Origin of the sequence: Paucisalibacillus algeriensis (genome assembly GCF_000577245.1) — a bacterium.
Classification (GTDB): Bacteria; Bacillota; Bacilli; order Bacillales; family Amphibacillaceae; genus Ornithinibacillus.
The window spans coordinates 88293-101828 of the sequence record NZ_CBYO010000021.1 but is presented as its reverse complement, the minus strand read 5'-3'; the positions used below and the strand labels follow the sequence as shown (position 1 = coordinate 101828).

11 protein-coding genes and 1 pseudogene are annotated in these 13536 nt (G+C 36.8%); 9 read left to right on the top strand and 3 right to left on the bottom strand.

Annotated features, from left to right (window positions below; all coding sequences use genetic code 11):
• The first annotated feature begins 243 nt into the window (after positions 1-243).
• The 7 genes and pseudogenes from TY11_RS16065 (at position 244) to TY11_RS16035 (ending at position 5359) form a co-directional block, all read left to right on the top strand.
• The gene (locus TY11_RS16065) at positions 244-1089 is read left to right on the top strand and encodes an AraC family transcriptional regulator (RefSeq protein ID WP_042148493.1); all 846 of its coding nucleotides are present in this window, start codon (positions 244-246) and stop codon (positions 1087-1089) included.
• A gap of 111 nt (positions 1090-1200) precedes the next feature.
• Positions 1201-1518, top strand: coding sequence for a substrate-binding domain-containing protein (locus TY11_RS16060; protein ID WP_042148490.1), 318 nt, complete (start codon positions 1201-1203; stop codon positions 1516-1518).
• A gap of 202 nt (positions 1519-1720) precedes the next feature.
• A complete protein-coding gene (locus tag TY11_RS16055; protein ID WP_155982717.1) occupies positions 1721-2191 on the top strand; it encodes a DMP19 family protein in 471 nt (156 codons plus the stop codon).
• A 254-nt stretch (positions 2192-2445) separates the two neighbouring features.
• Positions 2446-2694, top strand: a complete 249-nt coding sequence (locus TY11_RS16050; protein WP_042148488.1) for a hypothetical protein — start codon at positions 2446-2448, stop codon at positions 2692-2694.
• Positions 2695-2789: 95 nt separating this feature from the next.
• The gene (locus tag TY11_RS16045) at positions 2790-3872 is read left to right on the top strand and encodes a helix-turn-helix transcriptional regulator (RefSeq protein ID WP_042148485.1); all 1083 of its coding nucleotides are present in this window, start codon (positions 2790-2792) and stop codon (positions 3870-3872) included.
• A gap of 191 nt (positions 3873-4063) precedes the next feature.
• Positions 4064-4483: pseudogene (locus tag TY11_RS16040) on the top strand (class I SAM-dependent methyltransferase); the annotation flags it as partial.
• 72 nt (positions 4484-4555) lie between these two features.
• Positions 4556-5359, top strand: coding sequence for a nucleotidyltransferase family protein (locus tag TY11_RS16035; protein ID WP_042148482.1), 804 nt, complete (start codon positions 4556-4558; stop codon positions 5357-5359).
• Positions 5360-5415: 56 nt separating this feature from the next.
• On the opposite strand, the gene TY11_RS16030 is transcribed toward TY11_RS16035, so the two are convergent.
• The 3 genes from TY11_RS16030 to uvsE (TY11_RS16020) form a co-directional block, all read right to left on the bottom strand.
• Complete coding sequence (locus TY11_RS16030) at positions 5416-6036, bottom strand: HAD-IA family hydrolase (protein WP_231495859.1); 621 nt, start codon at positions 6034-6036, stop codon at positions 5416-5418.
• Positions 6037-6143: 107 nt separating this feature from the next.
• A complete protein-coding gene (uvsE, locus tag TY11_RS16025) occupies positions 6144-7109 on the bottom strand; it encodes a UV DNA damage repair endonuclease UvsE (RefSeq protein WP_042148480.1) in 966 nt (321 codons plus the stop codon).
• 19 nt (positions 7110-7128) lie between these two features.
• A complete protein-coding gene (gene uvsE, locus TY11_RS16020; RefSeq protein WP_042148476.1) occupies positions 7129-8082 on the bottom strand; it encodes a UV DNA damage repair endonuclease UvsE in 954 nt (317 codons plus the stop codon).
• Positions 8083-8320: 238 nt separating this feature from the next.
• Between uvsE (TY11_RS16020) and TY11_RS16015 the strand changes: the two genes are divergently transcribed.
• Entirely contained in the window at positions 8321-9331 is a 1011-nt protein-coding gene (locus tag TY11_RS16015; protein WP_042148473.1) for a DoxX family membrane protein, read from the top strand.
• A gap of 546 nt (positions 9332-9877) precedes the next feature.
• Positions 9878-13270: a phosphodiester glycosidase family protein gene (locus TY11_RS16010; protein ID WP_042148470.1), complete on the top strand. Its 3393-nt coding sequence runs from the start codon at positions 9878-9880 to the stop codon at positions 13268-13270.
• Positions 13271-13536 lie beyond the last annotated feature (266 nt).

Here is a 13536-nt window from a genome sequence, read left to right as displayed (position 1 = left end):
ACGGGCAGGGACGTTCTACCCCGGCTACAATTGTAATGATAAGACCATATGAAATAAGGTCAACCAGTAATTTCTGGTTAACCTTATAATACGAAAGGGGCAGGTTAGCCTAACGAGGAATTTTTTCTCAAAGGTAACAGAATTAAGTCAGTGGGAATGAATTAATTCCGACATATATGTGCATGAAATGTCGGATAAATAAATACTTTTTCCTATAAATTGAATAAATGAAAGGAGAGGAAAATGGATTGGATAGAAAGAATGAATAATGCTTTGGATTACATTGAAAATAACCTAGAGGAGGATATAGATTATAAAAAACTTGCACAAGTAGCTCATAGTTCCGAGTATCACTTTCCAAGAATGTTTTCAGCTATTTCGGGTATATCTCTATCTGAATATATCAGGCGGAGACGATTAACTCTTGCTGCATTTGAAATTCAAAAAAGTGACATACGAATTATAGACTTAGCTTTTAAATATGGCTATGAGTCTGCTGATTCGTTTTCCCGTGCTTTTAAAAAGACACATGGAATTAAACCTTCGGACGCTCGTAATCAAGGGGTACAATTAAAAGCCTTTCCAAGAATTTCCTTTCAAATTTCGATAAAAGGGGATACCGAAATGGAGTATCGGATTGAGAATCTTGATTTTGATTTAAAATTAATAGGAAAAGGTAAGGTAGTCAAAACTAGTAGAGCCTTTAAAACAATACCTACGCTTTGGAGTAGTGCTAAAAAAGATGGATTTATGCAACAATTGATTGATATGTCTTGGGAAGAACCAAAATGTACACTTGAAAGTCTATTGGGAGTTTGTGGAAAAGAGGCAGCCATTATTGATGAAGAATTTACATACTTTATGGGTGTTCGATATGATGAAGAGGTCCCAGGTGATATGGAAACGCTCTCTATTGCTCACAGGACCTGGGCTGTATTTCCCGGTATCGTGAATGCTTGGAAGCGATTATACACAGAGTGGGTTCCAACCTCTGGTTATGAACTTGCTGATATACCTTGCATAGAATGTTATTATCCACCAAAGCATAATCCTAGAAACGAACTTTGGGTTCCAATAATTCCTAAATAAGAATCAAATGTACAAGAAGGAAGCTTCCAAAAGATATGGAAGCCCCTTCTGCGTAACAAAATCAAGCAATAAAGATTGTGAAATAATGTACTTAAACAAACTGGTGCGTTAGTGAAAGAACAATCTGTAATTGTACTATTGGAGCAGTATTGTGGAAGGAAGTTGTATATAGAGGGGAGAAGATGCAATCTTAATATACCGGATGATATAAGTGTTATTGGTTTCGATGATAATCCTCTTTCAGCTTTTTCCATGCCGCCTTTGACCACCATACACCTGCCCAAAAAAAAGATGGCAGAAAACTATATCAGTATTTTACGTTCAGTGTTAATGGAAGGACGTAATGAAACATGCTTTTTTTCTTCTGATCCTATTCTGATTTCCAGAGATTCTGTATGCAATTTTTTAGAAAAAACAGGTGGAATTTAGTCTGGGTATATTTATTGATTGGAGTACGACGGATATCAAAGTTTCTGTTGACTACGGAGAAACTAAAAGAATATCTAGAGGTAGAAGATCATTTAAAGCCATCTTGTTTAGAACACAGAGTTTGCTGCATTAAATCACTAGAGATAAAGAAGAAATGATAAAATACATTAAATATTAGGTGTGCCTAGTAGGAGGGAATGCTTTGAAACCAAAAATGAAAAGAAAAGATTTAATGAGCAATACGGATATATGGAATGCAGTTATTGCTGTATTAAGTCGGTATAATATATCATCTGAAGATAAAAATTTACATGAAGCATTCATTGTCTATCAATACTATTCTGAACTTGAAAGTGGGGGGCACGAAAGCTTATTTACGTGGTTTGGTTGGTATATTAAAGAGATTGGAATAGACAATTACTTGGATGAATTAATCGGAATCCTTGAGAAAATTGGTGCCCATAATTATGCTTTGATTGAGAAAAAGTATTGTCAAAAGATGTGGAGCCTTTACAATTCCCTGGAAAATGATGAAATTGAAGAAGAAGAATTTTATAATCTCATTGAAAAAGCGAACGGAGAATATTACAAGCTTAATGAGGAATTGGCGGAATTATTAGAAGCATATTTTGTTACTATACATAATGATTTGATTCAAGTAGTTGAAGATTAATTCATTCTTCAACGAACGAGTGCAATAGTTGAATAGGGTGATCCAATTGGGGTCGCCTTATTTTATTGGTCCAAATATTTCAACAATATATTCGGAATATTATGTTACTATGGAGGTGGAAGTTATTAAGCTATCGAATTACTTTCGTAAAACAACAGGTGATAAAAATAGGGGAGTAGCATGAGAGTTTTATTAGAGCTCATCTATAGCACTTAAAATCAAAAATATTAAATTTGATAAGGATGAAAGGAAATATGAATAACATCGATAAGAGAAATCGTTTAGATGACGAACCTTTTAATTACCGAGTAACAAAAGGTAATACAGTCTTTTTGGATTATAATGGTAGACAGGTAAAAATCTTAAAAGGAAAAGAAGCAGAGAAATTTCTAAAGCGAATTAGAGTTGCGAATAATACAAAGGAAGCACAATTAATAATGGCAAAGATTACTGGAAATTTTAAAAGGGGTAATGAACGTAAAACTGGAGGAACCAATAATTAATCGGATTAGATTCAAGATACTAGATTGATATAACACAACAAATATCAAGAAATATAAACTAATTCCACATATTATTTAATGTAGGAGTGGGACATATGAATGAACAAATACAACTTATGATTGATTGGATTGAAGCAAATCTAAAAAATAAGTTTTCATTGGATGAACTATCAAATTACATGGGATATTCCCCTTATTACTGTTCATTTAAGTTTCACCAAGTAACAGGAATAAGTATTAGGCGCTATATTCTTCTGAGAAGATTATATTTATCTACGGAAGACTTGGCAAACAATAAGAAAATTATCGATATTGCATTTGATTATGATTATTCATCACAAGAAGCATATAGTAGAGCATTTAAAAATGTTTTTGGCATCAATCCCAGAGAATATCAAGTTAACAAGTTTCCTGTTCAGTCAGTTGTTAAACTCACTATTAATAAAAATGTGGAATGGTATAAAATGAATATTTCTAAAAAAATCGAAGTTGAAAAGCTACGCCATGATAGAAGTGAGTTGTTTGACAAAGACGTATTACATATCTTAAATGGTCAGGTTATGTATGAGGAGTTTAAAAATAACAGATTAATGGGTGATTCTGATTATGCTCCATTTAATGAAGCTATGTGTGTGCATGCTACTACTGACCAAATATTTGATAAAGAATTTATAACTATTCGAGCTAAAGGTCATCATGAATCAATAGATGGATATATTGAAAAGGTTATTGCTCCTTTAGCCAATCTTTTTAATAAAGAGTACAAATGCATTGTATTATGGTTTGGTGAAGACATGTTTTGCCAAATGAACTTACTTACCATACTTTCCTATCTAGAACAGTCCGGTTATGAGGGGAAAGTGTTCTTAAATAGCTTCAGAGAAGATGAATTTAAAGTTAATCAAACCGAACTCAAATTAGGACATTACTATTCAGTATATAAAGAGGTGTTGATTCATCATACTAAACCATCTAATGAACTTATTCCGGTTATGTATCAAGCAATAAATATATATTTAGATATGCTAAACCAAGATAATGCAGTGGTCAAATATATTAATAAAAATAAAGATCTAACAACAAAAGAATTAATCAATAGGTTGTTTGAACTTTTTCCAAGCATAGGTTACGGAGATTTACAATATATGGAGCTAATTAATAAAATAAGAAGAAAATGAAAAGTGATAACTAGACTTAAACAAACGAGTGCAATAAGTACAATAGGGATCGTCATAAGTGATAATTCCCTGTTTTTTGTTTGGCTAATGGGTCAGTTACATAAAAAGTACGATTAATTGAATCTTTTTAATGTGTTCCTTCGTAATGAAGAATCTAAAGAAAAAATACTATGTAGAATTTATTCTTTTATGGGTATAAACAATCACAAATCGTTCCACTTAGTATTCTTCAGAGGTTATTCGAAGAGAGTACAGCTAGAAATGGAAATGATGGAAATATTGGAGTGAAAGTACCACAATACCTATCTAAATTGGGCGTAAAGAACATTGAGTGCAGAGTCAGTGATAAGGTTAACTTCCTTCATCCCGATAAGAATCAACAGGATAAGGAAAACTTATTTTATTCGATAAAAGGAGAAGGGATAGGTGGAAATCCTGTAAATAAAGATCAGTTTATTGAAAGTTTGATAAAACGTGGGGTTGCGTTGCAGGAAGCCCAGGAACAGTTTGAGGCTGAACTTCTGTTTTCACAAGTATTTAACATGGATTCCTCTTTAGTATACTCCCCTAGCATGAAAATTACTTTTGGAGAGGTAAAAATAAATAATTAATCTCAATAGCTTTAGAATATGTATAAACTTTAAAGGATCAACTTCAAGGAAGAGAAAAGGGAGGTAATAGAAATGGGGTATTTAAATAAAGGTTATGGTCTAGACTCTGAAGGGTTTATTGTAAGTGATGTTCACAAAAACAAAATTGATGATGTCTATGTGCCTTGCATTCGAGAATCTATCGAGAGTCTGAAAAGTCTATTTCATCTTCATTTGCATAGTGTTTATGTTTACGGTAGCGTAGCCAGAGGAGAAGCGATTGCAAAAAAATCTGATTTAGACCTTATTGCCATGTTCGATACCAAACTTAGCTCTGGTAAGTTAACGGAATTAAAGAAACTTGCTGGAGATCTGTCTCAGAAGTATCAATTTTTAGTGCGAGAAGTTGGTATCGCTGTAGCATATTACGACTATACGATCGACCCTTCCAATTATTACGAAAACGCATTTCTTAAGGAGCTCTGTGTTTGTGTGTATGGAGAGGATATAGGAGACCGATTTGGTCCGTATAAACTTACATCAGAGATAGCAATTCGTTTTAATGGTGATATTCATGAAGCACTTAATAGGACGTTAAAGAGGTTAGAAACAGATTCTAATGAAGATTTTAAAACATTTACACAAGGCTTTGCTCGTAAACTAATTCGGACGTATTATTCAATGGTAATGGTACGTTCACAGATTTGGACGACACGACTCCACGAGCAGTCGGAAGTCTTTATTCATCACTTCCCAGATAAAGAATCAACTATTCGTACATTACTTAATTGGATAGAAGAACCGCCGACCGACCGTGAGGAAGTATGCAGGTTGTTTAAGAGTGAGGGTAAGTGGGCTAGTGCAAACTTTCTACATGAAGCCAAATCCCCTTATTAAACTATCGGGTCAATCAAGGATTCTCCTCAACATATTCTGATCATTGAATAATGAACTTATATGAGGTCCAATATTTCGCTAGGTGCAGACACCTGATAGTCTGGTTTCTCTTTTTCTACCACTTCAATAGAATCGTAACCCCAACCAACCCAGATAATCTTTACTCCGGTTTTCTGACAAGCTAGAATGTCTCTTTGTTCATCGCCAACATAGATTACTTCGGAGGGATTCAGGTTATGTTCTCGAAGATATCGATTTAGTAATTTATCTTTACCTAGAATACTACTAGAACAAAGAACGTTATCTATACTGGTTATATCATTCCGCTTTAAAAAGCTTAGGATATTTTCCCGAGAATTAGAAGAAATAATGCTAGTTTGATAACCTTTATTATCAAGTTGGTACAGCATGTCTTTAATGCCATCGAATAGTCTCAGTTCATGTAATGATTTATTGTATAAGCTATATAGTTTTGGTGCAATAATCGGCACCTTATATATAGAAAAATCTAATCGTTTAATTCGTTGCTTGAGAGAAAGTTTCTTGAGGATTTCAACATCTGAAGGGTGTATCTCTTTTAAATTATATTTCTTCGTGAGGGAGTTCCAACTCGAAACTAAAATTTCTAAGGAATCCACAAGTGTTCCATCAAAATCAAAAATAACATGTTTTATCATTGTCGTAGCACTCCATTCTAATACTCCAAAAGAAGGAGAGCGGATGTATCGTTCTCCTTCTAGATTACCTTACCATATATGTGAGAGATACAAAATTGTTTACTGACTTATTTGATATAAAATGAAGAACCATCCACGATGGTCACATCATCCCGACGTTTCACTTCCTTCATCAATCGAAATAGGGCCTCATCCTTTTGCTTTGCCTCAATCATGCAATCCAGTTGAGGGACTGACCCCTTTATTTCGTTTAGAAAGGTGAAGAACATATTAATATCGACAAAATCAGCATGATGGCGGAATTCTTTCTCGTTTTTTGGACTGGATATGTGCATTTTAGTTGGAAGTGGAGAATGTTCCCAGGTTTGTACAACACGCTCCCAATGCTGTTGCCAATTCGGATCTTGATGATAGGCAAGATGATGGTGATAATCGAAGACAAGTGGGATATTAAGCTTTTGACTAAGATAGAGCGTGTCCTCTAATGTGAAAGACGTATCATCATTTTCTAACATAATCATCTTTTGAATCCCTTTTGGAACATCCATCCATGCATCCACAAATTGCTCTAATGATTTTTCCGTATCTTTATAGTTTCCACCAACATGCATGACAGCCCGATGAGTAGGATCAATTCCCATTCCTTTTAGAATAAGATAATGCATCTTTAACGTTAGGAGGGAGTTTTTAAAAACCTCATTCTTGGTAGAATTCAGCAGAACAAAATGATCTGGATGAAAGTCCACCCTTAAATCATGCTTCTTGATAAAATCCCCTATTTCTCGAAGTGACTTCTTTAAAGGTTTTATATAATCCCAATCGGGTAATTCTTCGTGATTTGCTAACGGAATTAGTCGTGAGGTTAGCCGGTAAAAATGTATTTCGGAAGCTACATTGTGCTTTAACAATCGTAATGTATTATGTAAGTTCGAGAGTGAAATTCGTTCCAACTTTCGAATGGCTGCATCACGGTCCGATAGTTTTTGAAATTGCGCAAAGGTCATCGTTTGTGATGGAGATGCATGTTTTAATTCCATACTCATGGCGACATAGCCTAGCCGGACAAGTGTCATGATTATTCACCTCTAATGATTAATATTCTACAGAAGCTCCAGATAACCGTTTTACACCACGAATCTTAGCAATGACTTCCACCAACTGATGCATGGCAAGATTCTTCTGCTTTGCCTCAATCATGATGTCAAAATCCCAGTTCAACTCTTTCGCTATCTTTAAAAAAGGTAGTATAAATACCAAATCAACATAGTCAGCATGGGAACGAAAGGCAGATGCTGACTTTGGTGAAGAAATATGAACTTTTGGTGGGATATCTCGATGGTTCCACGTGTTATAAATTCGCTCTAAGTAATTCTCAAGCTCGACTTCCCCTTTATTCGCCATATAATGATGATAATCGAGAATCATCGGAATCTGCTCCTTCTCGCAGGCTTCTAACGTTTCCTTCACATCGTAAGTTTTATCATCATTTTCTAATGTCATATAATACTGAACCTCATCTGGTAGCTCTTTTAAATTTTCATGGAATCGTTCTAATGTCTGCTTTTTATCACCATAAGCCCCACCAATATGGATGTTCATGATCGAGGTATCGAGGATATACATCGCTTCTAGCATCCGGTAATGATATTCCATATCCTTTACCGCATTCATGGTAACCTCTTTTCGTGGGCTAGTAAAAAGCGTATACTGCCCTGGATGGAAGCTTGTGCGGATTTGATATTTTTTTATTAACCTTCCTAGTTCTCTCCATTCCTCTTTAAACGGTGTAACATAATCCCAGTTGACCTCAGGGTGGGTAGCGAGTGGGACAAGCATACTTGAAAAGCGGTATAGGTCTATTTCATGGGCGATATTGTAGCAAATTATTCGTTTCGTATGATGTAAATTTTGAGCGGTAACAGACTTAAGGTTATCCAAACGTTCCTCCTTAGGAAGCTTGGAGTATCGTGCGAAGTTTAAGGTCTTAGAAGGACTTGCATCCCATAAGCCAAGTGCATTCGCTACATAGCCAAACCGTATCTTCATCTAGGCAGCCCCTTGATATGGATGATTGATAATGAATATGCTTATATTTTGTTAGCGAATAATTTCTTATTCGTTGTTTAAGATTTCCTTCCTACAACTCATAGAAGTCTGGTTCATATTTATTCTTAAAAATAGTGATAGAAGTGGTAGATAGGTGAAAATCCTTAATGTTTGCACCTGAATAGTAATAGGGATTCAGTAAAGAATAAAATAAGTAATTTTGGACGGAGGTTTATAAATGAAAATAAAACAGAGGATTCTACCAGCATTACTATTAATTTTCCTTATACTAATTCCATTAACTACGCAGGCTCATGTAAAATGGTTTACAGAAGTAGAACCACAAAAAGATTCGATAGAAAATATTCTCTCTCCCTTCTTTATGTTCGTTGCGTTGCTCGTTTCGGTGTTATTAGGTGTTTTGCCTCAACTACTCCCTAAAATTATGGAGATCCCTTTTGCGAAGAAAATTGATAAGAAGCTAGATAATTACCGAGTTTATTCAAGATATATATTAAAATATGGAACAGCATTAGCATTAATCATTCAGGTTTTCTCCCATACACTTTTTGCACCTGAGTTCGAGCTAGTAGAAACATGGGAGTACATAGTAGTTTGGGCAGCTATTATCCTGCTATTGATCCCTATCCACTATGCTACAAAAGTGGGAGCATTTTTAGTGCTAATTCTATTTATTAATGTTGTAAATGATGTCGGCATCTTTCATATGCTTGATTATGGATTTTACTTGGCCATTATTTTCGTATTATTTATAGGAAAAACAAAGTTAGAAAAGTGGGGATTCCCTTTTCTTTATTTAGGAACAGGGCTTTCACTTTGCTGGGTTGCGGTAGAAAAATGGGTCTATCCTTCGATGAGTTTAGATATTATTCATAATCATGGCGTTCCAACGTTTGGATTTCCACCAGAAGCATTCATCGTTTTAGCAGCATTTATCGAATTTGTAGTTGGATATTTATTAGTTGTTGGTGTATTGAATCGAATACTAGCATTTGTTTTGACATTAATCTTTTTCTCCACGACAATGCTGTTTGGTTATACGGAAATTATAGGACACTTCATGATTCATATTGTGTTACTTATCTTTATCATAGAGGGGGTTTCGTTTTATAACCCACCAATTCGAATACATAAGTCCATCATTGATCAGGTCATCTTTGTATTCTTGAACTTCATCTTCGTTCTTGCAACATTTATTTTAATTTACTATCGATTCGCCCAGGGTTGAAAGATAGTACCCCTTAAAAATGATTAATGGAATTGAAGCGCATAGAACCGTAATTGCCTAGAAAAATGACTATTAGCCTGCGGATTTGAAAGAAATCCGCAGGCTTTTTGATATAATAGATAATTTATCCACCAAATTTATTTATCTTCCAATATATCTTCACAATTGCTGTGGCTGAAAAGATTCTTCATTAATCGTATTGCGAAATCAGCAACTCCCCTTTATAAGCTACTTCTAGAAACAAGATTAAAACAATTCGGTCACACAAGGACTACCTACCTATCACTTAAATCGTTCTATTATCCTATAAAAGTTTAAATTGAATTAATACTCATTTGCTAGTATCAAAGATAGAAGTAGTAGGAAGGAGGAGTTTTGTTGTTTGTTGTCAAACAGTCCTTAATGCTTAGGTAAGGAGAATTAGCACGTTATCATACAGTGTCACGTATTGTTGAATATTTGGTTCAATCGATGTGTGTTGTTGTTTTCAGACTATTAATACAATAAGGGTAAAGGTTTAGATTAATAGAGAGGGAGGCGTTTTTGATGAATCGAAAATGGGTTAGTAGTTTGTTAGTTGGGGTACTTGCGGTCTCAGCATTTTCTCCTGTTGTACAAGCAGAGAAAAATCCGATTGCAGAAGCAAGATCAGCTTCATCCAACAAGTTTGAACCAATTGTGACAGTTGGTCCAAGTGGGAAGACAATTCTAGCAAATGAGGAAACGACTAAGATTGGTCCAGGGATGGAACTTTCTACATTTGAACGGTTTGATGCTCGTGGTTGGTTAAATGGGGAAGTAATGACTATCAATTTAGGGCATGATGCGGTATCAGCGGACTTATTGTATCCGGGTTTCATTACAAAGGCATTGCCAGTTTCCGAAATGGCTAAGCAGACTGGTGCAGTTGCTGGTGTGAATGGGGACTTTTTTGATATTAATAATACGAAGGCACCATCTGGTACCATGATACAAAATGGTAGTCTGCTGAAAGGGCCACAAGGTTCCCATACGCTGACTGCGGGGGTGGATGAAAATGGACTAGGAAAAATCTCGAATATTTTCTTAGAAGGATCCATTCAATTACCTTCTGGTAGTGTGGAGCTAGCCGCTCTCAATCAATCTAGTATTCCAGCGGATGGCATCGGCCTATACACCTCTGTTTGGGGACAAGCTCAGCGACCAGGTGCAAGCAATGTGTATGAAGTGTTTGTTCAGGATGGCGTCGTGGTTTCCACATCTAATCAGGCTGGTAACGGTGTAATTGCTGCAGATAGCTTTGTACTGGTTGGCCGTGAAACAGGCGCAACAAAGCTACAAGAACTATCTATTGGTGATGAGGTAGCTGTTTCCTATGCACCGAGAGTGGACGGAGATTCCATGATGAATTTTGCTATTGGTGGGAATGTTGTATTAGTCGATAATGGCACTGTTCCAAAAGGGTTAGATGACACTACAACAGCTCCTCGTACAGCGATTGGTTATTCTGAAGACGGAAAAACAATGATTTTAGTCGTAGTAGATGGACGTCAGACCGATAGTCGTGGGATGACATTTAAGGAATTAGGCGAGTTAATGAAGGAATATGGTGCGTATCGGGCATTGAACATCGATGGTGGTGGGTCGTCTAGCATGGTAGCACGAATGCCGGGAAAATCCGATACGGAAGTAGTGAATAATCCTTCTGACGGTACAGAGCGTTCTGTACCTAATGGAATTGGAATTTTTGTGGAAGAGGGAAGTGGTGTATTAACGGGTTTTGCAGTGGAAACCGTGATGGAGGATGCGCATAGTAATCGTGTATTCCCTGGTTTAACAAGAAGTTTTATTGGCAGAGGGTACGATGAGAAGTATTCACCAGTGGCTGTTAATGATATTAAGTGGAAGGCCCTCCCAGCAAATGTTGGGTCATTTGAAGAAAATGGGGTGTTCTACGCAGAGAAGTCTGGTAAAGCAGTGGCACAAGCACAAGTAAGATCTTCAAAAGGCCAAACGGAGATAATGGTGCTCGGTTCATTAGATCGAATTGAAACTTCTCAGGCATATATCGGTCTTGAGATGGGTACAACTAGTTATTTTTCTGTAACTGGATATGATAAGGATGGCTACTCGGCACCTATTGAGCCACGTGATGTGACACTGGAGTTTGATGAAGCAGTTATTAATGTGGATGAAAATGAAGACGGTAGCTTCACGGTTATTCCGGTACAGGATGGTGGGGCAACCACTATCACAGTAACCGTTCAGGATAAAGTTGTTCAACTTCCAGTAACGGTTGGTCTTACGACAGTAAATATTTCAGAATTTGAGACGAAAGATGATTGGGACTTTACCAAATATCCAGCAGCTGTAGGTGCCTCTATGGAGCTAGTAGAAGGAAGAACGGGTAATGGGATTCAGTTAAGCTATGATTACTCGACAACAACCGCTACTCGTGCGGCATACCTGCAGGCGTCGCCGATGATTGAACTACCAGGTGATGTACAAAATATTGGTTTATGGGTACATGGGGATGGAAATGGTGCGTGGCTTCGTACGGTAATTGAAGATGCATCTGGTACTAGATATACATTGTCACTTGCAAATGCCGTGGATTGGACAGGCTGGGAGTATGTAGAGACGACATTACCAGAGGGTATCCAATATCCGGTGAAATTATGGCGAATCTACCCAGTAGAAACAAATCGTAATGATCAATATACTGGCTCTCTTATCTTTGATGATTTAACGGTAAAAGTACCACCAGAAATTGATGGGATAGGGGTAAAAGAGGTAACTCCTGATCAGTTAGTTATTCAAAATGAAGGGTTTGGAAAGGACCGCTGGAAATTTGCTGTGCTAAATGATTCCCAATTTGTTGCTCAAACACCAAATAGTCCACAAGTGCAAATGGCTCGTAAAGCACTACGGGAAATACTGGCAGCAAATCCAGAGTTTCTTGTCATTAATGGCGATTTAGTTGATACAGCGTGGGAAGAGGACTTTGTATTTGCAAAACAAGTATTAGAGGAAGAAGTTGGTGATGCATTTCCAATCTACTATACACCAGGAAATCATGAGATTGTAGGAAGCGGTTCATTAGATAATTTCTTAAAGGTATTTGGTGAAAATCGATATACCTTTGACCATAAAGGAACACGGTTTATTTTACTAGATTCTTCAACAGGAAGCTTAAGAACTAGCGATTTTGATCAGTTAATTGAGTTAAAGGAATCGTTAATGGATGCAGCTACGAACCCACAAGTGAAAAATGTGGTCGTACTTGGACATCATCCAACGCGTGATCCACTACCAACGAAAAATAGTCAGTTTTCTGACCGAAAGGAAGCGGAGTTAATCGAAGACTGGTTGACGGAGTTCCGTGAGACTTCAAGTGGAAAAGGTGCGATTTATGTTAGTGGTCATGCCCATACAGTTAACCTGGAACGAGTAGAAGGTGTGCCATATATGGTAACAGGTTCTGCAGGTAAATCACCATATGGATCGCCAACGAATGGTGGATTCTATTCTTGGACGATGTTCGGTGTAGACCCAACACCTATTCCAGAAAAAGCTTTTGGTCCTGAATATGCGGCTTCTCCAAGTAAGGCAAAAGGTGCGGAATGGATTCAAGCAGAAGTACGTCCAATCTTGGAGGGGATTTCGATTGATGCTCCAGAGACAATTGCAGTAGGTGAGAAGGTAACCGTTTCGGCAGAAGGTCATCAAGTTGGAAATTTAACCTTCCCACTGAGCTATCCGGCATCTGTTACATGGAAAGGCAGTGATACCGTGTTTATTGGTAAGGGTGAGGTGCTAGACCGTGCAAAGAACTCTGGCATGTATGCTGCAACATTTGATCTGGATACTAGAGAGTTAACAGCTTTGCAGAGTGGTGTGGTGGAGTTGAAGGTTGTTTCGAACGAGGTCGAAGAAGTAAGGCAGATTGTCATTGAATAGTTGATTGTGACGCGGGTGGGATATAACAAAAATGTCAAAATAATAGAAGGACAGTTTTGTATTGCAAAAGATAAATAAACATCAATAAAAGGGGTGCAGTTTGCATCCCTTTTCGCATGCTAAATAACACTACTATCACAGCCTATTAGTAATACATTGTTGAAAAGGATAGGTTCTTAGTTATTTATGATAAACTGAATATAGATAATTATGAAATTTGAGTTCTTCAACTAACGGGGCAATTTAGTTGAATAAGAAATCACAAA